The organism is Phyllobacterium sp. SL163 (assembly GCF_049896885.1).
In the GTDB taxonomy this organism is placed as follows: domain Bacteria; phylum Pseudomonadota; class Alphaproteobacteria; order Rhizobiales; family Rhizobiaceae; genus Phyllobacterium; species Phyllobacterium calauticae.
In genome coordinates this window covers 307,903-330,190 of the sequence record NZ_JAFCVE010000007.1, presented here as the reverse complement: position 1 = coordinate 330,190, position 22,288 = coordinate 307,903, and the positions used below count along the sequence as shown (strand labels likewise).

Annotated in this window: 23 protein-coding genes and 2 tRNA genes; 10 read left to right on the top strand and 15 right to left on the bottom strand. The window is 59.6% G+C overall.

The annotated features are described in order from the left end of the window. Nucleotides 1-30: 30 nt before the first annotated feature. From ACP7B1_RS17755 to ACP7B1_RS17735, 5 genes are all read right to left on the bottom strand, one after another. Entirely contained in the window at nucleotides 31-639 is a 609-nt protein-coding gene (locus tag ACP7B1_RS17755; protein ID WP_346306525.1) for an NADH-quinone oxidoreductase subunit C, read from the bottom strand. 9 nt (nucleotides 640-648) lie between these two features. Further along, the gene (locus ACP7B1_RS17750; RefSeq protein WP_223615194.1) at nucleotides 649-1,230 is read right to left on the bottom strand and encodes a NuoB/complex I 20 kDa subunit family protein; all 582 of its coding nucleotides are present in this window, start codon (nucleotides 1,228-1,230) and stop codon (nucleotides 649-651) included. Further along, complete coding sequence (locus ACP7B1_RS17745; protein ID WP_091883778.1) at nucleotides 1,221-1,586, bottom strand: NADH-quinone oxidoreductase subunit A; 366 nt, start codon at nucleotides 1,584-1,586, stop codon at nucleotides 1,221-1,223. Before ACP7B1_RS17745 ends, ACP7B1_RS17750 begins: the two co-directional genes overlap by 10 nt. A 441-nt stretch (nucleotides 1,587-2,027) precedes the next feature. Further along, nucleotides 2,028-3,239, bottom strand: a complete 1,212-nt coding sequence (locus ACP7B1_RS17740) for an MFS transporter (protein ID WP_346307733.1) — start codon at nucleotides 3,237-3,239, stop codon at nucleotides 2,028-2,030. 353 nt (nucleotides 3,240-3,592) lie between these two features. Continuing rightward, nucleotides 3,593-3,669, bottom strand: a tRNA-Asp gene (locus tag ACP7B1_RS17735). A 190-nt stretch (nucleotides 3,670-3,859) separates the two neighbouring features. Here ACP7B1_RS17735 and ACP7B1_RS17730 point away from each other — a divergent pair. Together ACP7B1_RS17730 and ACP7B1_RS17725 are read left to right on the top strand one after the other, a co-directional pair. Further along, nucleotides 3,860-3,935: transfer RNA gene (locus tag ACP7B1_RS17730), tRNA-Val, on the top strand. Nucleotides 3,936-4,150: 215 nt separating this feature from the next. Further along, a complete protein-coding gene (locus ACP7B1_RS17725) occupies nucleotides 4,151-4,753 on the top strand; it encodes a HupE/UreJ family protein (protein ID WP_346307362.1) in 603 nt (200 codons plus the stop codon). Between the two features lie 72 nt (nucleotides 4,754-4,825). On the opposite strand, the gene lon is transcribed toward ACP7B1_RS17725, so the two are convergent. From lon to ACP7B1_RS17705, 4 genes are all read right to left on the bottom strand, one after another. After that, nucleotides 4,826-7,252 carry an endopeptidase La gene (gene lon, locus ACP7B1_RS17720; RefSeq protein ID WP_346307361.1) on the bottom strand — a complete coding sequence of 809 codons (2,427 nt, stop codon included), beginning with the start codon at nucleotides 7,250-7,252 and terminating at the stop codon, nucleotides 4,826-4,828. 480 nt (nucleotides 7,253-7,732) lie between these two features. Continuing rightward, a complete protein-coding gene (clpX, locus tag ACP7B1_RS17715) occupies nucleotides 7,733-9,007 on the bottom strand; it encodes an ATP-dependent Clp protease ATP-binding subunit ClpX (RefSeq protein ID WP_105735507.1) in 1,275 nt (424 codons plus the stop codon). Between the two features lie 231 nt (nucleotides 9,008-9,238). After that, nucleotides 9,239-9,868 (bottom strand): ATP-dependent Clp protease proteolytic subunit, encoded by a 630-nt coding sequence (locus ACP7B1_RS17710; RefSeq protein WP_091883799.1) that lies wholly within the window; start codon nucleotides 9,866-9,868, stop codon nucleotides 9,239-9,241. Nucleotides 9,869-10,014: 146 nt separating this feature from the next. Then, on the bottom strand, nucleotides 10,015-11,118 hold the full coding sequence (locus ACP7B1_RS17705) for an NAD(P)/FAD-dependent oxidoreductase (RefSeq protein ID WP_346304973.1): 1,104 nt from the start codon (nucleotides 11,116-11,118) through the stop codon (nucleotides 10,015-10,017). A 40-nt stretch (nucleotides 11,119-11,158) separates the two neighbouring features. Here ACP7B1_RS17705 and ACP7B1_RS17700 point away from each other — a divergent pair, with 40 nt between their 5' ends. Beyond that, nucleotides 11,159-11,311 carry a hypothetical protein gene (locus tag ACP7B1_RS17700; protein ID WP_346304974.1) on the top strand — a complete coding sequence of 51 codons (153 nt, stop codon included), beginning with the start codon at nucleotides 11,159-11,161 and terminating at the stop codon, nucleotides 11,309-11,311. Between the two features lie 2 nt (nucleotides 11,312-11,313). Then, nucleotides 11,314-12,564, top strand: coding sequence for a cytochrome P450 (locus ACP7B1_RS17695; protein ID WP_346304975.1), 1,251 nt, complete (start codon nucleotides 11,314-11,316; stop codon nucleotides 12,562-12,564). A 132-nt stretch (nucleotides 12,565-12,696) separates the two neighbouring features. Here ACP7B1_RS17695 and ACP7B1_RS17690 read toward each other — a convergent pair whose 3' ends face one another. The 5 genes from ACP7B1_RS17690 to ACP7B1_RS17670 all read right to left on the bottom strand — a co-directional run bounded on the left by ACP7B1_RS17690 (nucleotide 12,697) and on the right by ACP7B1_RS17670 (nucleotide 16,328). Continuing rightward, a complete protein-coding gene (locus ACP7B1_RS17690; protein WP_426137158.1) occupies nucleotides 12,697-13,047 on the bottom strand; it encodes a cupin domain-containing protein in 351 nt (116 codons plus the stop codon). A gap of 4 nt (nucleotides 13,048-13,051) precedes the next feature. Next, nucleotides 13,052-14,338: an O-acetylhomoserine aminocarboxypropyltransferase gene (locus ACP7B1_RS17685; RefSeq protein WP_223615757.1), complete on the bottom strand. Its 1,287-nt coding sequence runs from the start codon at nucleotides 14,336-14,338 to the stop codon at nucleotides 13,052-13,054. A 63-nt stretch (nucleotides 14,339-14,401) separates the two neighbouring features. Then, nucleotides 14,402-14,926: a CoA-binding protein gene (locus ACP7B1_RS17680; RefSeq protein WP_426137157.1), complete on the bottom strand. Its 525-nt coding sequence runs from the start codon at nucleotides 14,924-14,926 to the stop codon at nucleotides 14,402-14,404. 4 nt (nucleotides 14,927-14,930) lie between these two features. Then, nucleotides 14,931-15,746 (bottom strand): enoyl-CoA hydratase, encoded by an 816-nt coding sequence (locus tag ACP7B1_RS17675; RefSeq protein ID WP_346304978.1) that lies wholly within the window; start codon nucleotides 15,744-15,746, stop codon nucleotides 14,931-14,933. Between the two features lie 33 nt (nucleotides 15,747-15,779). Beyond that, nucleotides 15,780-16,328 carry a hypothetical protein gene (locus tag ACP7B1_RS17670; protein ID WP_346304979.1) on the bottom strand — a complete coding sequence of 183 codons (549 nt, stop codon included), beginning with the start codon at nucleotides 16,326-16,328 and terminating at the stop codon, nucleotides 15,780-15,782. Nucleotides 16,329-16,417: 89 nt separating this feature from the next. Between ACP7B1_RS17670 and ACP7B1_RS17665 the strand changes: the two genes are divergently transcribed. The 6 genes from ACP7B1_RS17665 to ACP7B1_RS17640 all read left to right on the top strand — a co-directional run bounded on the left by ACP7B1_RS17665 (nucleotide 16,418) and on the right by ACP7B1_RS17640 (nucleotide 21,005). Next, nucleotides 16,418-16,834: a PaaI family thioesterase gene (locus ACP7B1_RS17665; protein WP_288193347.1), complete on the top strand. Its 417-nt coding sequence runs from the start codon at nucleotides 16,418-16,420 to the stop codon at nucleotides 16,832-16,834. A gap of 282 nt (nucleotides 16,835-17,116) precedes the next feature. Beyond that, nucleotides 17,117-17,581, top strand: coding sequence for a 50S ribosomal protein L13 (rplM, locus tag ACP7B1_RS17660; protein WP_105735528.1), 465 nt, complete (start codon nucleotides 17,117-17,119; stop codon nucleotides 17,579-17,581). Between the two features lie 2 nt (nucleotides 17,582-17,583). Then, on the top strand, nucleotides 17,584-18,060 hold the full coding sequence (rpsI, locus tag ACP7B1_RS17655) for a 30S ribosomal protein S9 (RefSeq protein ID WP_105735530.1): 477 nt from the start codon (nucleotides 17,584-17,586) through the stop codon (nucleotides 18,058-18,060). A gap of 125 nt (nucleotides 18,061-18,185) precedes the next feature. Beyond that, complete coding sequence (gene speB, locus ACP7B1_RS17650) at nucleotides 18,186-19,142, top strand: agmatinase (protein ID WP_346304980.1); 957 nt, start codon at nucleotides 18,186-18,188, stop codon at nucleotides 19,140-19,142. A gap of 80 nt (nucleotides 19,143-19,222) precedes the next feature. Continuing rightward, a complete protein-coding gene (gene argC, locus ACP7B1_RS17645) occupies nucleotides 19,223-20,158 on the top strand; it encodes an N-acetyl-gamma-glutamyl-phosphate reductase (protein ID WP_346304981.1) in 936 nt (311 codons plus the stop codon). Next, nucleotides 20,151-21,005, top strand: coding sequence for an aminoglycoside phosphotransferase family protein (locus ACP7B1_RS17640; protein ID WP_346304982.1), 855 nt, complete (start codon nucleotides 20,151-20,153; stop codon nucleotides 21,003-21,005). Before argC ends, ACP7B1_RS17640 begins: the two co-directional genes overlap by 8 nt. On the opposite strand, the gene arsK is transcribed toward ACP7B1_RS17640, so the two are convergent. Beyond that, the gene (arsK, locus tag ACP7B1_RS17635; RefSeq protein WP_346304983.1) at nucleotides 20,994-22,208 is read right to left on the bottom strand and encodes an arsenite efflux MFS transporter ArsK; all 1,215 of its coding nucleotides are present in this window, start codon (nucleotides 22,206-22,208) and stop codon (nucleotides 20,994-20,996) included. The two genes, ACP7B1_RS17640 and arsK, sit on opposite strands and share 12 nt — an antisense overlap. Nucleotides 22,209-22,288: the final 80 nt, after the last annotated feature.

Here is a 22,288-nt window from a genome sequence, read left to right as displayed (position 1 = left end):
GGCGTCTTACACGTCTGTATTCGCACGCATTCAATTCGCTTTGGCCTTCTCATCACCCGGCAGCACATAATCCGTGCCTTCCCAGGGTGACTGGAAGTCGAAATTGCGGAATTCCTGCCGCAGTTCGACAGGTTCATATACGACGCGCTTGACCTCGTCGTCATAACGGACTTCGACGAAGCCTGTCAGCGGGAAGTCCTTGCGCAGCGGATGGCCGTCAAAACCGTAGTCGGTCAGGATGCGGCGCAGATCCGGATGACCGGAGAACAGCACGCCATAGAGATCGTAGGTCTCGCGCTCATACCAGTCGGCACCGGGATAGACCGGCGTGGCGGAAGGCACGGGTGTATCTTCGTCCGTCGCCACCTTGATGCGGATGCGCAGATTCTGGCGCGGCGACAGGAGGTGATAGACCACGTCAAAGCGATGCGAGCGGTAGGGATAGTCCACGCCGCTGATATCGATCAGCGAAATGAACTGGCACTGCACGTCGTCACGCAGGAAGGTCAGAACATCCAGCAGTTTTGCCGCGTCGACTTCAACGCTCAGATCGCCATAGGCCAGGGCCACCGAATTCAGCGACGCACCCAGCTTTTCCTGGAGGTAGCTGGAGAGTTCATTCAATGCTTCTTCAAACATCGCCCTCTCCTATCGTTCGATCGTGCCGGTGCGGCGGATTTTCTTCTGCAGCATCAGAACACCATAGAGCAACGCTTCGGCCGTGGGCGGGCAGCCCGGCACATAGATATCCACCGGCACGACGCGGTCGCAACCACGCACCACCGAATAGGAATAGTGATAGTAACCGCCGCCATTGGCGCACGAGCCCATGGAGATGACGTAGCGCGGCTCAGGCATCTGGTCATAGACCTTGCGCAGCGCCGGGGCCATCTTGTTGGTCAGCGTGCCGGCAACGATCATCACGTCGGACTGACGCGGTGACGCGCGCGGGGCAAAGCCGAACCGCTCGCCGTCATAGCGCGGCATGGAGGTGTGCATCATTTCGACCGCGCAGCAGGCAAGGCCGAAGGTCATCCACATCAGCGAACCGGTACGCGCCCAGGTGACCAGCGCATCGGCGGAGGTTACGAGAAATCCCTTGTCGGCGAGCTCATTGTTGATCTCACCGAAAAACGCATCATCGGAACCGATCGGCTTGCCCGTACCGGGATCAAGAATGCCTTTGGGTTTCGGTGCCACGAGGGTGGTTTGGCTAGCGGTCAATCCCATTCCAGCGCTCCCTTTTTCCACTCATAGATAAAGCCGATTGTCAGAACGCCGAGGAAGATCATCATCGACCAGAAACCGAACCAGCCGATCTTGCTGAAGGCCACGGCCCACGGAAAGAGGAAGGCAACTTCCAGATCGAAGATGATGAACAGAATCGAGACAAGATAGAAGCGGACATCAAATTTCATGCGGGCATCATCGAATGCGTTGAAGCCGCACTCATAGGCCGACAATTTTTCCGGGTCTGGCGACTTGTATGCGACCAGAAAAGGCGCAACCAACAGTGCCAAACCGATTACCAGCGCTACCCCGATGAAGATAACGATGGGCAGGTAGGAACTTAAAAGCTCGTTCATGATCCGACTTTTTCCGCCTTGTGAACTCAGGCTGACAAGAATGCCATGTTATGCACATGACTGCCACCAATACGCGACAGACCGCACCAGCTTTGACACCGGTACGATGCGGCGAGGGTTAGCGCGTTAGCGCCATGCGCGCAAGTGCAACAATCGCCCCAATACCACCGGTTTTTTGTCACCATTTCGTGACGCATATCCATAAAAAGCCGCGAATTTCGCAGTTTTGAGCCAGTTTGGCCCGCAAAACACAGCTGAATCACTCTTTAGAATGATATTAATGTGCCTTGCCGGCCTGTTTGTCCGCGACGTGGTTTTCAGAACTGCGACATTCGGTCCTATAAACGATTTAGGACAAAATGCAGATATGCCGCGCGCGTGCAAACAGCACGCACGTCAGGGCGCGAATGCTGTTGTGCAGAGTTTGGGAAAGAGGGGCGCTTAGAGACCCGCGAGAGGCTCCAGACTGAACCTTTCCCCCTCTTCGGATAGATATTGCTGCTTCTGCGCCCTGCGGTCGAGCAGCAGCGACCAGACGGCCACGCCAAGACCGAGCAAGGCAAGCGCCGACCCCACAAAGGGCAGGTTCTGATAGGACACGCCCCAGGTGAGCGCCGCGCCGCCAACCCAGGCACCGGCGGCATTGCCCGCGTTGAAGGCGCCCTGGTTGAGCGTGGCCGCCAGATTGGGCGCTTCGCTCGCGGTTTCGACCACCCGCATCTGCAACGGCGGAACGATGACAAAGGTCAGCATGCCCCACAGGAACACCACGGCGATTGCCGCCGCCGCCGTGCCGCTGACTTCCGCCAGCAGGGCATGGGTGAACACCACGGTGACCAGGGTGCCGATGACGGTGGGCATCAGCTTCCAGTCGGCAAGCTTGCCGCCGATGACGTTGCCGACGGTCATCCCGGCCCCGAACAGCAGCAGAACCCAGGTTACCGCCGCGGTCGACAGGCCAGACACATCGGTGAGGATCGGCTTGATATAGGTAAAGACGGCAAACAGGCTGCCGGAGGCGAGCGCCGAGATCAGCATGGCAAGCCAGACCTGCAGTTTGCCGAGAACCTTGATCTCGCTGAGAATGCCGCCGCCCTTCTGTTCTTCTCCCGCCGCGGGAACCAGCAGCGCGATGGCGATGACCGTAGCGACACCGATGGCGACGACCGCATAGAAGGTCGAGCGCCAGCCATAGAGCTCGCCGAGGGCGGTTCCGGCGGGCACGCCGAGGATATTGGCAAGTGTCAGCCCGGCAAACATCAGCGCGATGGCGCTGGCGCGCTTGTGGCGCGGCACGAGGCTGGCGGCCACCACCGACCCGATGCCGAAGAAAGCGCCGTGGCCGAAGGCGGTGACCACGCGGGCGATCATCAGCATCCAGTAATTGGGGGCAATGGCGCAGAACAGATTGCCGACGACAAAGAGCATCGCGAGACCAATGAGTACGGGCTTGCGCGGCAGGGATGCCGTGGCAATGGCGATGATGGGTGCACCGATGACAACGCCAAGCGCATAGCCGGTCACCAGCAGGCCCGCATGGGGAATGGTGACATGCAGGTCGGCCGCCACTTCCGGCAACAGACCCATGATCACGAATTCGGTTGTGCCGATGCAGAAGGAGGCAATGGCAAGAGCGAGAATCGGCAAGGGCATGGGCGGCAACCATCGGAGCTGGAGTAGGGAATCATGCTGCCTAGTCCACAAAGGTTTCACAACTGATTTTTGTGCAACGCAGCAATGCATTTATGCGGGGCGATTCATCCCGGCGGCGAATCGTATCCACGCGTTGAAAAACAGCGGAAAAGATTCGCCGTCCGCATGCCAGCGGAAAAACAGACAGGACTGATTTTCCTAAGCCGCATCAGAAACCGGCAGGCGCCAGAGGGGCGAGCCGGAGAGCGGCGGGCAGTGGACCATGGGAACATTCGGGAGAGAAGAGATGCAAGCGTGCGGGGCACCACTTTCCATAATATCAAGCATTTACATCAATTGCTTGAGAGGGAAAGTGGCGCGAGTGACGGGGCTCGAACCCGCGACCTCCGGCGTGACAGGCCGGCACTCTAACCAACTGAGCTACACCCGCGCACTTTGCAAACCAGAAATTCATCTGGTGTGAGCGGTCGTTTAAGGGGTTCGCGGGGGAGTGTCAAGCGCTAGTCGACAGGAAAAATGCGATTGTGAAAAACTCTTCAAACAAATCATAAAAGTGTCTCATACCCTCTTGCCAATATCGCACGAAACGCCTAAACGCTCCCCACACACCCTTTGTGAGGGGGCGATTAGCTCAGTTGGTAGAGCGCTTCGTTTACACCGAAGATGTCGGGAGTTCGAGTCTCTCATCGCCCACCATTCCCCAGCGGGATGTTTTCTTCCTTTTCTTCAAGCCGAGATAAACTGGTCTGTTCACATCGCAGCCGACATGCGTGCGTGATCGGGTTTCGCCGCTTGCGGATTTTTCCCGCCCGCAGTGAGCAACTGCAATATTTTATCCTTTGCGCCAGCAATTTTCTGCGGCAACAATGTTCTCCTCCTTCCAAGAGCAAACCAGAAAACGGGAACATCACATGCCAAACAACCGCGCAGCACGAATCGCAATCCTTTCATTCGCCACGCTTTACCCTGCCCTTGCCCATGCGCATGTCGGCGTGGGTGACACCAGCGGCTTTACCCATGGCTTCGCCCACCCCATGTCCGGCCTCGATCACGTCCTGGCGATGATTCTCGTCGGCATCCTTGCCTTCCAGCTGGGCGGACGCGCTCTGTGGCTCGTTCCGGCAGCGTTTGTCGGGATGATGGCCGCTGGCGGCGCGCTCGGCACTGCCGGAGTAAGCCTGCCCTTCGTCGAGCTCGCCATCGCGCTCTCGGTGATTGTGCTCGGAGCAGCCGTCGCCTTCGAGATTCAGGCGCCTGTGGCCATTGCAACCGCCCTTGTCGGCCTCTTCGCCATTTTTCATGGCTATGCCCATGGCGCGGAAATGCCGGAAAGCGCCGGCGGCCTCGCCTATGCGGGCGGCTTCATGGCCGCCACTGCCCTGCTCCACGTCGCCGGTATCGGCATCGGCTTTGCCATCGGCAGAATCAGCCAGCGCGCCGGCCCCAGTGCGGTGCGAATCATTGGCGGCCTGGCGGCGCTCGCGGGCGTCGGCATCCTGACAGGCGCGCTCTGAACAATTCGAATGCCGAATCAAAAAGCCGGGCAATTGCTGGCCCGGCTTTGTGTTTGTTTATTTCCGATGGTGTCAGTGCGCGATCTGCGCCGAAGCATCATCCTCGACCACGGCGGCGGCAGGCACATTGACCGGCTCCGTCCACTCGATCGGCTCCGGCTGACGCACGAGCGCATGCTTGATCACTTCCCCGGCACGCGATACCGGGATGATCTCAAGGCCGTTCTTCACATTGTCCGGAATTTCCGCCAGATCCTTGGCGTTTTCTTCCGGGATCAGAACCGTCTTGATGCCACCGCGCAGGGCGGCAAGCAGCTTCTCTTTCAGGCCGCCAATCGGCAGGACCCGTCCGCGCAGCGTGATCTCGCCGGTCATGGCGATATCCTTGCGCACCGGAATACCGGTCAGGATCGAGACAATGGCTGTCACCATCGCGATACCGGCCGACGGACCGTCCTTCGGTGTCGCGCCTTCCGGCACGTGCACGTGGATGTCCCTGCGGTCGAACAGCGGCGGCTCGACGCCGAAATCGATGGCTCTGGAGCGGACATAGGATGCCGCTGCGGAAATCGATTCCTTCATCACGTCGCGCAGGTTGCCCGTGACGGTCATGCGGCCCTTGCCGGGCATCATGACGCCTTCGATGGTCAGCAGTTCGCCGCCCACCTCAGTCCAGGCAAGACCTGTGACAACGCCTACCTGATCTTCACCGTCGATCTGGCCGAAGCGGAATTTCTGCACGCCGAGATAGTCGTTGATGTTGGTCTCGGTGACCTTCACCGTCTTCTTGGTCTTCGACTTCAGAATTTCCGTCACTGCCTTGCGGGCAAGCTTCATCAGCTCCCGTTCGAGACTGCGCACGCCGGCTTCCCGCGTGTAATCGCGGACGATGGCACGGATCGCGCCTTCCGATACGGAAAACTCCTTCGGCTGCAACGCATGGTCGCGGATGGCCTTGGGCAAGAGGTGCCGCTTGGCGATCTCGACCTTCTCGTCTTCCGTGTAACCGGCAATACGGATGATCTCCATGCGGTCCATCAGCGGACCCGGGATGTTCAGCGTATTGGCCGTCGTCACGAACATCACGTTCGAGAGGTCATATTCGACCTCAAGATAGTGATCCATGAAGGTTGAGTTCTGTTCCGGATCGAGCACCTCGAGCAGAGCCGAAGACGGATCACCGCGGAAATCCTGGCCCATCTTGTCGATTTCATCGAGCAGGAAGAGCGGATTGGACTTCTTTGCCTTCTTCATCGACTGGATGACCTTGCCGGGCATCGAACCGATATAGGTGCGGCGGTGACCGCGGATTTCAGCCTCGTCACGCACGCCGCCAAGCGACATGCGGACATATTCACGGCCGGTTGCCTTGGCGATCGAGCGGGCCAGCGAAGTCTTGCCGACGCCGGGAGGACCAACGAGGCACAGGATCGGACCTTTGATCTTGGTCGACCGCGACTGCACGGCGAGATATTCCACGATCCGGTCTTTCACCTTGTCGAGGCCGTAATGCTCGGCATCCAGGATCTCGTCGGCGAGGTTCAGGTCGTTCTTCACCTTCGACTTCTTGCCCCACGGAATGGTGAGCAGCCAGTCGAGATAGTTGCGCACAACCGTCGCTTCGGCGGACATCGGGCTCATCTGGCGAAGCTTCTTCAGCTCCTGATTGGCCTTTTCGCGCGCTTCCTTGGAGAACTTCGTCTTCTTGATGCGCTCTTCCAGCTCGGCTGCCTCGTCGCGGCCGTCTTCGCCGTCGCCGAGTTCCTTCTGGATCGCCTTCATCTGTTCATTGAGGTAGTACTCGCGCTGGGTCTTCTCCATCTGGCGCTTGACGCGCGAACGGATACGCTTTTCCACCTGAAGAACGGAAATTTCCGACTCCATGAACGACATGGCCTTTTCCAGCCGTGCACGCACGGACAGGATCGACAGCATGTCCTGCTTCTCGGGAATCTTGATCGCAAGATGCGAGGCGACCGTATCGGCCAGCTTCGAGTAGTCCTCGATCTGTCCGGCAGCGCCAACGACCTCTGGCGAAATCTTCTTGTTCAGCTTCACGTAGTTTTCAAAGTCCGACACGACCGAGCGGGCCAGGGCTTCGATTTCAACCGCGTCTTCGGCGGGTTCCGACAGCGTCGTGGCATTGGCTTCGTGGTAATCCTCGCGGTCGCTGAAACTGGTGATTTCAGCGCGGGCAATACCTTCGACGAGAACCTTGACCGTACCATCCGGCAGTTTCAGCAACTGCAGGACATTGGCAATGGTGCCGATGTTGTAGATGGCATCCGCCTGCGGATCATCATCCGCAGCGTTCTTCTGTGTGGCAAGCAGGATTTGCTTGTCGACGCCCATCACTTCCTCGAGTGCGCGAATGGATTTTTCGCGACCGACAAAGAGCGGAACGATCATGTGTGGGAAGACAACGATATCGCGCAATGGCAAAACGGCATAAAGCCCGCTTTCTCCACCCGCCAGTGTCTTCTTGCTTGCAACCGTCATTTCATGTCCTTTCTCAGGCCAATCGGCCTAGATCGCCACATCCGGGTACCCTTTGGTTGCATGATCTTGTCCAAAATCGGGATCCATTTTGGGGATCATGCGAAGAGCGGCATACGACCGGCTGTGCAGCTTAACCTTTACTTGGAGTGGCGGGGCTCCGGTTTCAAGCGCCCCGGTTTCAAGCTCGGTCACAGAATCGTAATCTATCCTGCTCCTACCAAACTCCAAGCGCAATCTTTTGCGATGCAGCACACCTCTGAAGAGGATGATTTTCGTGGAAATCATCTGTCGACGGGGGCGATACTGCCCGGCCTACACTGTCTTACCGACGCTGCTCTGCAAAAATTGTGCGCCCCTTATGGTTAATCAACCGTAAATATTGTTTCGTGGCGCAATTAAGACCCGCAACAAATGCCAGGGCAAAAATGCAAAAGGCCCCGCTGACGCGGAGCCCTGCTTTCCAGACACTGGTTCGGCGCCTTACGCCGAAACATTGCCCTTTTCTTCCTTGCGCTCGGCATAGATGTAGAGCGGGCGCGAATTGCCCTCGACCACATCGCCGGAGATCACGACTTCCTGAACGCCGTCCAGCGTCGGCAGTTCGTACATCGTGTCGAGCAGGATCTTTTCCATGATCGAACGCAGCCCGCGTGCACCGGTCTTGCGGGCAATGGCCTTGAGGGCGATTGCCTTCAGCGCGTCTTCATGGAACGTCAGCTCGACGTTCTCCATGTCGAACAGGCGCTGGTACTGCTTGACCAGGGCGTTCTTCGGTTCCGACAGAATCTGCACCAGGGCAGCTTCGTCGAGATCCTCGAGCGTGGCGATGACAGGCAGACGGCCGACAAATTCGGGGATGAGACCGAATTTCAGGAGGTCTTCCGGTTCAAGCTCGCGGAAGATCGCGCCAACGCGGCGATCATCCGGCGCCTTCACCGCAGCGCTGAAGCCGATGGACGTCTTCTCGCCGCGTGCCGAGATGATCTTGTCAAGACCGGCAAAGGCACCGCCGCAGATGAACAGGATGTTGGTCGTGTCCACCTGCAGGAATTCCTGCTGCGGATGCTTGCGCCCGCCCTGCGGCGGAACGGAAGCGACCGTGCCTTCCATGATCTTCAGCAGCGCCTGCTGCACGCCCTCACCCGACACGTCGCGGGTGATCGACGGGTTGTCGGACTTGCGGCTGATCTTGTCGACTTCGTCGATATAGACGATGCCGCGCTGAGCCCGCTCGACATTGTAGTCGGCCGACTGGAGCAGCTTGAGAATGATGTTCTCGACATCCTCACCGACATAACCGGCTTCCGTCAGCGTCGTCGCGTCTGCCATTGTGAACGGCACGTCGATGATGCGGGCGAGCGATTGCGCCAGATAGGTTTTGCCGCAACCGGTAGGACCAACGAGAAGGATGTTGGACTTGGCCAGTTCGACTTCATTGTTTTTCGATGCGTGGGCCAACCGCTTGTAGTGGTTGTGCACCGCGACAGAGAGAACACGCTTGGCATGGTTCTGGCCGATGACGTAATCATCGAGCACCGCCATGATTTCCTGCGGCGTCGGAACGCCTTCGCGGGATTTCACCATCGAGGATTTGTTTTCCTCGCGGATGATGTCCATGCACAGCTCGACGCATTCATCGCAGATGAAAACAGTCGGGCCCGCAATCAACTTGCGAACTTCGTGCTGGCTCTTCCCGCAAAACGAGCAATAAAGCGTATTCTTTGAATCACCGCCGCCGTTGCTGACTTTGCTCATTGCAGTTTCCTTTCAGTATCGGCGCCCTGTTTGGCCGGGAACCGTTCACCCCCTTCGGGACTCTGCCCTGCGGGGAATGATTCGAGTAGTAATTCGAAGAATAGGCTTCCTCTACTCACCAATCACTTAACGTAGCGTCTGTTGGCCTGCATGCAAGCCGGATGTGTGGCAAAAAGTCCGCATCCGGGTCAAAAAAAGTTCATTCTCGACCCGGTGCGGCCATTTAGCCGGTTACTTTGCATCCCCTTCGATGATCGCACGGGATTCGAGCACCTTGTCGATAAGACCGAACTCGAGTGATTCCTGTGCCGTCATGAAGTGGTCGCGGTCGAGAGTCTTCTCGATTGTCTCGTAGTCGCGGCCCGTGTGCTTGACGTAGATCTCGTTGAGGCGGCGCTTCATTTTGATGATGTCCTGGGCATGACGCTCGATGTCGGATGCCTGGCCCTGGAAACCGCCGGATGGCTGATGCAGCATGATGCGGGCGTTGGGCAGCACGAAGCGCATGTCCTTTTCACCGGCTGTCAGCAGCAGCGAGCCCATCGACGCGGCCTGACCGAAGCACAGGGTCGAGACGGCCGGACGGATGAACTGCATGGTGTCGTAGATCGCCATGCCCGACGTGACGACGCCGCCGGGTGAATTGATGTAGAGGTTGATCTCTTTCTTCGGATTTTCCGATTCAAGGAACAGAAGCTGGGCGCAGATCAGCGTCGCCATGCCGTCCTCGATGGGTCCGGTAATGAAAATGATGCGTTCTTTCAGCAGGCGCGAGAAAATATCATAGGCCCGCTCGCCCCGGTTGGTCTGCTCGACGACCATGGGTACGAGGTTCATTGCTGTTTCGATTGGATCTCTCATCGGTGGGCCTCAGCGTTTTGGAGAACAAGGGGTTTGAACGCCCCCAAGATTCGTGGATTACACTTTCGATACATAGGGTGTTGCCACCCTGTTCCGCAAGATGTTCTGCCGCCATCCGGGAAGGAGCGCAAGCGCAGAACCGCTTTTTAGGCGGCTTCCGCCCGCAACCAGCGCTGCAGCAGCGGCACATCGCCGGTTCCCAGCGTTTGCGCAACCCGCCGCCCGACTGCCGCGCCGAATTTGTACCCATGTCCGGAACAGGCCGAGACGACGAGGCATTTGTCCCGTTCCACGGCGAAAAACCGTTCATCGGCGGTGAATGTATAGGCGCAGGTGACAACACTGCTTACCCTGTATTCGCCGATCCGCTGCAGCGGCGGAGCGAAGAGATCGCGGATCGCTTCGCCCTCGCCCGGTTCCGCAACGCGTGCGGCGTCGGCATCCGTCGATTTGCGCTTGTGCAGGCCAGAGCCGAATTTCAGGCCGCCGCCGCCGCTGGCCGGAATGATGTAACCGTCGGTACGCCCGCCCACATCGAGCACGACGGGAGAATGCTCCCAGGCCGCCTGCAAATCCGCCGGCGGTTCGAGATAGACCACGGCCGTCCGGTAGGTGGTGAGCGAAGAGACGAGATCGGGGAACAGTTTTGTCACCCAGGCACCCGCCGTGACGACCACCCGGTCAGCAGCAATGACCGTACCATCGGCCAAGGTCACCGTCCCTGCGGCGCTGTCGACGGCGGTCACTCCGGTGTTTTCCAGAAGCGTGGCGCCGTGCGCGCGCAGCCAGCGCGCCATATCCCCGGCGATCCTGCGGCAATGCAGCGCGCCGCCCTCCGGCGAGAAGAACGCATAGCGGAACGTGCCCGCTTCCAGATAGCCATAGCGCTTTATGGCCTCGGCGGGCTCATAAAGCTCGAGGGGATAGCCGCCCTGCTCGAGCCCCTTGCGGTATTCCTCGGCTTCATCGCCCGCGTCGCGCGATATGCAGATGAAGCCGCGCGGATCGAGATGGCTCGTGCCGATGTCCTGCCACAGCTCGTCCCAGGCCGCATAGGCCTCCGAAATCGCATCCGCGTAACCGCCCGCGGCACCATAGGCGCGGCGGATGATGCGGTGATGATCGCCCGAGGCGGCCAGCGGATTGGGAATCGGCCCCTGCTCGATCAACGTCACCGCATGACCGGCCTTGGTCAGCGACCAGGCGCTGGACAGTCCGGCAATTCCTGCTCCGACGATGGTGATTTTCATGATGGGGTCCTGCTATGACTGCTGAAGGAGGGAGATTCGCATGCAATATGAAACCATTCGCATCGATTGCTCAAACATTTTCGACATGGAAAGCTTTCATCCTGTGTTTGCCGCGACCTGCGGCTTTCCCTCCTGCAAGGCGGCGACCCGCCTGTTCCCTGTGCTTCCTTCGTCTGACCCACGGTATATCTGATCATGACCCCTGCCACGCCCGCCTCATTCCAGTTCGCTCCTGCCACCCGCCATCTGCGGCTCGATCCGCACGACCAGGTCTTCGTGCAGAATCCCTACGGCACCTATGCCGCGCTGCACGCGCAGACATCGGCGTTCTTCTGGGAGGAATACGGCTTCTGGTGTTTCATCGGCTATGACGGCGTCAACAGACTATTGCGCGATCGCCGCTTCGGCCGGGAAAACCGCCATGGCATCGCCGATTCCCAGGGCAATACCGGTGATCGCGCGCATCTGAAGGATTTCGACCACGTCGAAAAATTCTCGATGCTGGAGCTGGAGCCGCCCACCCATACCCGGCTGCGCACGCTGGTGAACCGGGCCTTCGTCTCCCGGCAGGTGGAACGGCTGCGTCCGCGCATCGAAACGCTGGCGCACGCGCTGATCGACCGCTTCGAAGCAAAGGGCAAAGCCGATCTCATCGCCGATTTCGCCACGCCCATTCCCGTCACCGTGATTGCCGAAATGCTCGGTGTGCCGACGGAAGCGGCACCCCGGCTTCTCGACTGGTCACACCGGATGGTGGCGATGTACATGCACGGCCGCAACCGCCGGTCGGAAGACAGCGCCAACGCCGCCGCCGCCGAGTTCTCCGGCTTCCTCAGGGACTATGCCGGACGGCGGCGCAGCGAACCCGCCGACGATCTTCTCAGCCTGCTGCTGGCGGCCGAGGCGGATGGTGCGAAACTGTCGGAAGATGAACTGATCACCACGGCGATCCTGCTGCTCAATGCCGGGCACGAAGCCACGGTGCACCAGACCGGCAATGCGGTCAAAACCATTGTGGAAAGCGGACGCAGTGCCGCTGACCTGTTCTGCGATGCCGATTCGACGGCGCAGACCGTCGAGGAATGTCTGCGTTTCGACGCGCCGCTGCACATGTTCACGCGCTATGCCTATGAAGAAATCGATCTTGGCGATGGCATTGCAGTCAAGCCCGGCGACCAGATCGGCCTGATGCTGGGCGCGGGCAACCGCGATCCCAACGCCTTTGCCGATGCCGGCGCTTTCCTGCCGGGACGGTCAGACCAGAAAAACCTTTCCTTCGGCGCCGGCATCCATTTCTGCATCGGCGCACCGCTGGCGCGGCTGGAACTGCAGGTCTCGCTCAAAGTGCTGTTCGACCGGCTTCCCGGACTGCATTTCAAGGAAGCCCCGCGCTTCAGGGATACCTATCATTTCCATGGATTGGAGCGGTTGGACGTGGAGTGGTGAGTGTGAAGAACGCTTGCACAACCATCATGCGTGGTTCGACAAGCTCACCATGAGGGAGTTGGTCTGATTGCAAAGCTAGCCAACTCCCTCATGGTGAGCTTGTCGAACCACGCACAGTGGCAATGCAAAAACTCACAACCTGATCACGTATTCCTTGCGCGTGGTTTCGATGACTTCCCAGGTGCCGCGAAAGCCGGGGCGCAGCACAAAACTGTCCCCGGCCTGCAAATGCTGCTCCTTGCCGCCCTCTTCGGTGACGATCGAGCGGCCGGAGAGAATGTGGCAGAACTCCCACTCGTCATAGACGATGCGCCATTTGCCCGGCGTTGCTTCCCAGATCCCGGCGTAGAGGCCGCCATCGGCCTCGTCACAGTTCCAGGTGCGGAATTGCGGATCGCCTGAAATAATCCGGTCGGCAGCCGGGGCGCCGTGTTCGGGATCGATGCTGCCGAAATCGATGGTGACAAAATGCGACGATGCCATGGGTCTATCCCGCCTTCGTCAGTGCCTGGTCGAGATCGGAAATCAGATCCTCGACGGTCTCGATTCCGATGGACAGCCGCACCACATCCGGCCCCGCACCTGCGGCGATCTTCTGCGCATCGCTCAATTGCCGATGCGTGGTCGATGCGGGATGAATGATCAGGGATTTGGTATCGCCGATATTGGCCAGATGCGAAAACAGCTGCAGATGTTCGACCAGCTTGACCCCGGCTTCGTAACCGCCCTTCAGCCCGAAAGTGAAAACCGCACCGGCGCCGCGCGGCGCATATTTCTGCTGCAGGGCATGATAGGGATCGTCCGGCAGCCCGGCATAGCTGACCCAGGCCACCTTTGCGTGACTGGAAAGCCACTGCGCCACCTTCAGCGCATTGTCCGCATGGCGCTGCATGCGCAGCGGCAAGGTCTCGATCCCCGTCAGGATCTGGAACGCATTGAACGGCGACAGCGCCGGTCCAAGATCGCGCAGGCCGAGGACGCGGCAGGCAATGGCAAAGGCAAAATTGCCGAAGGTTTCGTGCAGCACGATGCCGTTATATTCGCTGCGCGGCTCGGACAGCAGCGGATAATTGCCCGACTTCGACCAGTCGAACGTGCCGCAATCGACAATCACCCCACCCATGGAATTGCCATGGCCGCCGAGGAATTTGGTCATGGAATGCACGATGATATCGGCACCGTGTTCGATGGGACGGATGAGATAGGGCGACGCCAGCGTGTTGTCGACAATCAGCGGCAGGCCATGCTTATGTGCGATGGCAGCGATGGCCTCGATATCGGTGACGATGCCGCCGGGATTGGCAAAACTTTCGATGAAGATCGCGCGCGTCCGGTCATCAATCTGCGATTCGAACGAGGCGAGATCGTCGGGTTCCGCCCAGCGCACATGCCAATCGAAGGACTTGAACGACTGGCCGAACTGGTTGATCGAGCCGCCATAGAGCTTTCTGGAGGCAATGAAATTGTCGCCTGGCTGCATGAGAGTGTGAAACACCAGGAACTGTGCCGCATGGCCTGATGCAACCGCCAGCGCCGCAGTGCCGCCTTCCAGTGCCGCCACGCGCTCTTCAAGCACCGCGTTGGTCGGGTTGGTGATGCGGGTGTAGATGTTGCCGAAGGCCTTCAGGCCGAACAGCGATGCGGCGTGGTCGGCATCGTCGAAAACAAAGGCCGTCGTCTGGTAGATCGGCGTGGCGCGCGCGCCGGTTGCCGGATCGGGCTGGGCGCCCGCATGCACGGCAAGAGTTTCAATTCCGGGTGCGCGGTGCGCCATGGTTCATCTCCCTGTCATTCCTGATTTTGCTACACGCTATGGGATCGCGGCTTTGCCGCCAACCTATTTTGGCGATCTGAGGCCAAAACTCTGGAAGCCCTGCCGCATCTGCGGTTTTTTCGCCGACAGGATGCGCGAATTGACGCCGCTCCAACCGATCTCGCCGCACAGCCGCGCATATTCGATCTTCGGGCAGCGATTCATTACCACCTGAATACCCGCAGCTTCCGCCTTGCGTGCCGCTTCGTCGTGGCGAACCGTCAACTGCGTCCAGATGACCTTCGGCAGCGGCGTCAGCGTCAAGACCTCATCGACAATCGCCGGCACGGCCTCGGAGGCGCGGAACACGTCGACCATGTCGATGGCTTCAGGGATATCGGCGAGGCGCGCAAAAACCCTCTGGCCGAGAATGTCCTTGCCCGCCTGTCCCGGATTGACCGGTATGACCCGGTAGCCCTTGTCGATCAGGTATTTCATGACAAAGAAGCTTGGCCGCACCTCATTGGCTGATGCGCCCACCATGGCAATGGTTTTGACGGATGAAAGAATGCCGCTGATATAGGCGTCCGGGTAATGATCGTGATCCATGCGCTTATTCGCCCGTCCATTCCGGCTTGCGCTTTTCGATGAAGGCGTTGATGCCTTCCTCCGCATCGCGCGCCAGCATGTTTTCCACCATCACCTGCGCCGTATAGGCATAGGCCTCGGAAAGTCCCATTTCGGCCTGCCGGTAAAAGGCTTCCTTGCCTGTCTTGACAGTTAAAGTCGATTTCTCCGCAATGGCTTGCGCGTATTTCCTGACAATCGGATTCAGGTACTCCTCCGGCACGACGCGGTTGACCAGACCGAACTCCCGTGCCGTCGAGGCATCGATGGTCTCGCCGGTGAGGAGCATTTCCATGGCCTGTTTGCGCGAGACATTGCGCGACAGGGCCACCATGGGCGTCGAGCAGAACAGGCCGATATTGACGCCCGGCGTGCAGAATGTCGCCTTGTCCGAGCAGATCGCCAGATCGCAGGAGGCGACAAGCTGGCAGCCCGCCGCCGTGGCAAGGCCGCCGACCGCAGCAATTACGGGTCTCGGATGGTGCACGATGGCCTGCATCAGCTCGGCGCAGAGCAGCATCGTCTTCTCGAAAAAGGCCCGGCCCCGGTCGGCATCCTGCCGGTGCGCCGTCAGTTCCTTCAGGTCGTGGCCCGCCGAAAACAGCTTCTGCGCCGAATCGATGATGATCACGCGCACCGCCTTGTCATCCCGCGCCGCATGCAGATGATCGAGCAGCAGGCGCATCATGGCGAGCGAGAGCGCATTGGCGGGCGGATTCTGCAATGTCAGGCGCAGAACGCCCGAGGCAAGCTCATATCCGACGATTGGTTCATCCTTGCGGATAATGTGAACTTCTCCCATATCGCTCCTCATTCCCCAGCGCTTGCAACCCGGTCAAAGGCTGGTCCATTGTTTATAGAGTGGTTTGATCGAACTCACGTGCTTTTTGACAATAGCGAGATTCTCCGCCGACGGGCGTGCTTTCTCGACCGTTGCCAACCCGCTCTTCAGGCCGTCGATCATTTCCGCCTTCTGCTTGTCGGTCAGGTTGGGCATGGATGGAATGGAGGCGATGGCCTTTTCCACCTCCTCGCGCGGTTCCGGATTGGTCACCCAATGATAGGTCACCATGATCGTTCTTGTGGTTTCGCCCCAGTCGTTGAAATCCTTGAAGCCGTATTCCGCGGCCTTCTTGTTCAACCGCGCCGTTGCTTCCGGTGAAAGGACGGAACTGCCCGCCGCTTCTTCCTTCATCTGCGCGCCGACGGGAGCAAAGCTGTAGAGAAAGCGCTTGATGATGTCCTGGGTCAGCGCCACGGGCCGGACCGGCAGGCTGAAGGGTTCGATCTGCGGCGCGGTCTGTGCAAAGGACGGCACTGGAGCCGCAACAGCGAGCCCGGCCATGATAATCAGCGAGCCGGATAGGGATCGAAGCAAAGTCATAACTGGCTTCCTTGCAAAGAAGACGCGGATGATTAGGAATACCAGCGATCATCGCCAGAGAACAGATGGAGTGCCCTTTGGAAACGGCAATGGATGTAACAGCGTTAACGGCCTTTCTCGAGCGGGAGTTTCCACAGGTGAATGCCGACGGGGTTGCCTACACCGTTACCGGTGCCGGGCCAGGTTATGCCACGATGCGGCTTGATCCGGCGGACCGGCACCTGCGCCCCGGCGGCACGGTATCGGGCCCCACCCTGTTTGCCCTTGCCGATATCGCCGCCTATGTGGCGATCCTCGCGCAGATCGGGCCGGTCGCCCTGGCGGTGACGACCAATCTCAACATCAACTTCCTGCGCAAGCCGCAACTCGGGCCCATCGACGCCACGGCAAAGGTGCTCAAGCTGGGCAAACGGCTCGCGGTGATGGATATCGCGCTCACCAATGGCGAAGACAACGAACTGGTGGCCCATGCCACGGCGACCTATTCGATTCCGCCGCGCAGCTAGGGCTGCAAGCGGGCTTAAAATCCCGCAAAACGTGGCAAATCCGGACGAGAAGCATGTGGTAATATAATACCTTTTTCATAAGCCATTGTTTTATAAAGAGTATTTGTCAAAACAGCCAAAAACATCTGCTTGACGTAATCCTGTTGGGCCGGTATTGAACCCCTCGACTGCGGTAGGTTCTTCCTGCCGCATTTAACTGTTGTGCGGATGTTCGCCATTCACACAACGCAAGCAACAAGAAAAGCCTTCCTATGTGAAGGATGATCTCAAGGACGAACACAAATGGCTACCTTCACCCAGAAGCCGGCAGATGTGACGAAAAAGTGGATCCTGATTGACGCCGAAGGTCTCGTCGTCGGCCGTCTCGCCACCATCGTTGCCAACATCCTGCGCGGCAAGCACAAAGCAACCTTCACCCCTCACGTTGACGATGGCGACAATGTCATCATCATCAATGCTGAAAAGGTTGCCTTCACCGGTAAGAAGTTTACCGACAAGGTTTACTACTGGCACACCGGCCACCCAGGTGGCATCAAGGAACGCACTGCCCGTCAGCTGCTCGAAGGCCGTTTCCCGGAACGCGTCGTCGAAAAGGCTGTTGAGCGCATGGTTCCCCGTGGTCCGCTCGGCCGTCGCCAGATGAAGAATCTGCGCGTTTACGCAGGTTCCAATCACCCCCATGAAGCGCAGGCACCCGTCGTTCTCGACGTTGGCGCGCTGAATTCCAAGAACAAAAGGAGCGCATAAGAATGGCTGAGCTCAATTCGCTCGCAGATCTCGGTACTGCCGCCGCATCGACGCAGGCAGCTGCACCGGTTCATGTCCAGAAGCTCGACGCCAATGGCCGTGCCTATGCAACAGGCAAGCGTAAGGATGCGGTCGCCCGCGTCTGGATCAAGCCAGGTTCCGGCAAGATCGTCATCAACGACAAGGAATACGGCAAGTATTTTGCCCGTCCGGTTCTGCAGATGATCCTGCAGCAGCCAATCGTTGCCGCCAACCGCGCCGGCCAGTACGACATCATCGCGACCGTCGCCGGTGGTGGTCTGTCCGGTCAGGCCGGTGCCGTTCGTCACGGCATTTCCAAGGCCCTCACCTACTTCGAACCTGCCCTGCGCGGTGTTCTGAAGAAGGGTGGTTTCCTCACACGCGACAGCCGCGTTGTTGAACGCAAGAAGTACGGCAAGGCGAAGGCCCGTCGTTCCTTCCAGTTCTCGAAGCGCTAATCCAGCGTTTCCATTGGACAGAACAGAAAGCGGGCCCTCGGGTCCGCTTTTTTGTTGCCAATAAATGCGTTTGCGGTAGCTTCGCCGCCAAGCTGAAGATGCATTATCCCGGAGTTAGAAATCCAATGCCATCGAAGACCATCGATCACGCCTTCACCGCACGGACCCTGACCAGCGCTGCGACCGATCCCACGCATGCGGGGGCGCTGTCCTTCATGCGCCGGCGTTATACGAAGAATCTGAACGGTGCGGAAGTGGTCGTCTGGGGCATTCCCTTCGACGCGGCGGTTTCCAACCGGCCGGGTGCGCGGTTCGGCCCGCAGGCCATCCGGCGGGCATCGGCTATTTTCGACAATGACCCGCAATATCCCTTCCAGCGCGATCTGTTCGAAGACCTCGCCGTGATCGACTACGGCGATTGCCTGCTCGACTACGGCAATCACCAGAAGACCCCGGCCACAATCGAGCGTGAAGCGGCCAAGATCGTCAAATCGGGCGCGTTCCTGCTCTCCATGGGCGGTGATCACTTCGTCACATGGCCCATCCTGAAGGCGCATGCGGCCAAGCACGGCCCCGTGGCGCTGGTGCAGTTCGATGCGCATCAGGACACCTGGTACGATGACGGCAAGCGCATCGATCATGGCTCCTTTGTCGGCCGGGCAGCGCGCGACGGCGTCATCGACCCCGCGCATTCGATTCAGGTCGGCATCCGCACCCACGCGCCGGATGATTGCGGCCTGCAGATTGTCTATGGCTACGAGGTCGAGGAAATGTCGGCTGCCGAGATCGCCAAGGCGATCATCAAGCGCACCGCGGGCAAACCCGTCTATCTCACCTTCGACATCGATTGCCTCGACCCGGCTTTTGCGCCCGGAACCGGCACGCCCGTTGCCGGCGGCCCGTCCTCGGCCAAAATCCTTTCGGTGCTGCGCCATCTGACCGAACTCAACATCGTCGGCGCCGACGTGGTGGAGGTCGCCCCCGCCTATGACCATGCGGATGTGACGGCCATCGCCGGTGCCACAATAGCGATGTACTATCTTGGTATTCTTGCGGAGAAAAAAGCCAAGCGACGAAGCTGACATTCTGATTCAGGGTTCTTACATATCGAATCCGGTTTTCTCGCTAACTCTCTGAATACCAAGCTTCAAAGGCATTTCCCATGAAACCGAAAATCTTTATCGACGGCGAACACGGCACCACAGGACTGCAAATCCGGACACGGCTGGCCGGCCGTCATGATCTGGACGTCCTCTCCATTCCGGAAGCCGAGCGGCGCAACAAGGACATGCGCGCCGACTTCCTGAAGAGCGCCGACGTGGCAATCCTCTGCCTGCCGGACGATGCGTCGAAGGAAGCCGTTGCCATCCTTGAGGGCCATAATTCCACGCGGATCATCGATACATCGACGGCACACCGGATTCATCCTGATTGGGCTTATGGCTTTGCCGAGCTTGACCGGGCTCAGCGGCAGAAGATCGCCGATGCACGGCTGGTGGCCAATCCCGGCTGCTATCCGACCGGCGCGATTTCGCTGGTGCGGCCGCTGCGCGATACCGGCATTCTTCCCGGCGATTACCCGATCACCGTCAATGCGGTTTCCGGCTATACCGGCGGCGGCAAGCAGATGATCGCGCAGATGGAAGATCCCGCCAATCCGGACCATATCAGCGCCAACAATTTCCTCTACGGCTTGCCGCTCAAGCATAAGCACGTGCCGGAACTGCAGACGCACGGCCATCTCGACCGGCGTCCGATCTTCAGTCCGAGCGTCGGCCGCTTTGCCCAGGGGATGATCGTGCAGGTTCCCGTGTTCACCGGCGATCTCAACGGCAATGCCTCGCTGGAATCCATCCATGCCGCCCTGACTGCCCATTATGCAGGCCAGGACATCGTGCAGGTGGTGCCGCTGGCGGAGAGCGCATCCCTTGCAAGAATCGATGCGGAGGAACTGCGCGATACCGACATCATGAAGCTGTTCGTGCTCGGCACCGAAGGCCAGGGACAGGTGAACCTCGTGGCGCTGCTCGACAATCTCGGCAAGGGCGCTTCCGGCGCGGCCGTGCAGAATCTCGACCTCATGCTGAACCATGGCTGACAGCATCCACGAGACGTTCCCGGCCGAGTGGCAGATATCGTCTCCGGAACTGTTCGTTGAAACCCATACCAGCCGCATCATCATGGTGCGGCTGGCTGACGGCACACACGCCGTGGTGAAGGCACTCAACGAAACCGGCATGCGGGAAGAGTTGCGCGGCGTGCACTATCTCGACTGGCACGACGGCAACGGCTCCATCCGCGTGCTGGCCGAAAAAGGCAATCTGCTGCTGCTCGAACATGCCGGCAGCCGCACGCTGCTGGACCATCTGAACGCGCATGGCGACGATGCGGCCACTGCGATTGCTGTCGATGTCCTGCTGAAACTGCTGGGCAATAATGGCAAGGGCAAATCCGTCGCACCGGACCTGCGGCCATTGCGCGAACAATATGCCAGCCTGTTCAAGAAAGCGGAAATCGACCGGAACAACGGCGATGCCAGCATCTATGTCGAAGCAGCGGGGATAGCCGACACGCTGCTCAGCAACCCGGTCGACGTTCAGCCGCTCCATGGCGACGTCCACCACGAGAACATCCTTCTGGGCGATCGGGGCTGGCTTGTCATCGACCCGCAGGGGCTTCTCGGCGATCCGATGTACGATGCCGCCAACATGTTCTACAACCCGCTGGAACGGCAGGATTTGCGCGCCAGCGACCAGCGTGTTGCCACCATGGCCCTCACCTTCTCCCGCGCCTTCAACCGCGATATCCGCACCATCCTCGGCTATGCCATGTCGCATGCGGCGCTGTCGGCCTCGTGGCACACGGAAGACAAAAACTTCGAGGAAGCGGAGCGGAGCCTCGGCGTCGCACGGGCAGTGCAACGGGTGATGGCCTCACTGGGTTGAACGCCTGATCAGGCGGGCGACCGCAAGGAATGTCAGGACGCCGAGAATGCCTACCGTGGCGGCAACCGACAAGGCCAGCGTCGGCCCGAGCTTTTCCATGATGAAGGCGAAAATGAACGGCGCGGATGACGACACGATCAGCCGCGCCGAGGTGATCTTGCCCAGAATTTCGCCATAGCCCTGATGCCCGAACAGTGCCAGCGGCAGGGTGCCCTGAACGATGCTGTTGAGCCCTGATCCCATGCCGAAGAGCATGGCGAAGACCACGGCGCCCGCCACCAGCGGCACCGGCAACGGCGCGATCAGCATCAGGAACGACAGGGGGATCAAGGCTGTCGACAGCACGGCGATCGACATCGCCGACAGCTTGGTGCCGAAAACCATGTTCACCAGACGTGCGGCGAACTGCGACGGCCCGAAGATGGCGCCGACCAGAACGGCAGACGTGCCGACACCCACGGCAGCCAGAACAGGCACCAGATGCACGAGCATGGCCGACAGCGAAAAGCTTGCCAGCGAGAACCCCGCCATGATCAGCAGCAGCGCCGGACGCCTGTTCTCGGCGGGCAACTGCCCGCCGACGCCCCTGGCAGGTTCATCCGCGCGTTCCTCATGCAGCTTTGGCGAGCGCCGCGTCATCTGCGACAACCAGAAATGGATGGGAAAACAGATGAAGACCTGCAATCCCGCATAGAACAGGTAAATCTCCCGCCATGTAAACACTGTCAGCAGACGTGTTGCCAGCGGCCAGAACAAGGTCGAGGAAAACCCGGCTATCAGCGTCAGATAGGTGATCCGGCGCGGCGCCGTCTGCGGATCGATCTGCACAAGCACCGCGAAGGCCGTGTTGTAGAGGATGAACGGTGTGGCCATCCCCGTTGTCACGAGCGCCGGAGCGAACCAGACCCAGCTTGGCGCCAGGACGCAGAGGATGAGCGACAGGGCTGCCGCCAGCGAGCCGAATGTCATCACCCGCCCTGCTCCGAAGCGGTCGGCCCAGCGGCCGGACCATGGCGAGATGATGCCGCCGATCAGAAGCGTGCCGGAGAAGGCCGCAAACAGCCATTGGCGGGACTGGCCGAACTCCTGAGCCATGGCCGGTTCGAGAATGCTGAAACTGTAATAGAGCGTGCCGTAGCTGACGATCTGCGTGACACCCAGACCTGTAACGGCGGCCAGTGAGCGTCTTGCGCTGAGAATCATGATGATTGCTTTCGATACGGCGGGAATGCCCCGCTGTCCGTAGCCAGCGAAGCTCTCGAATCACTACACCGAGTCTTTGC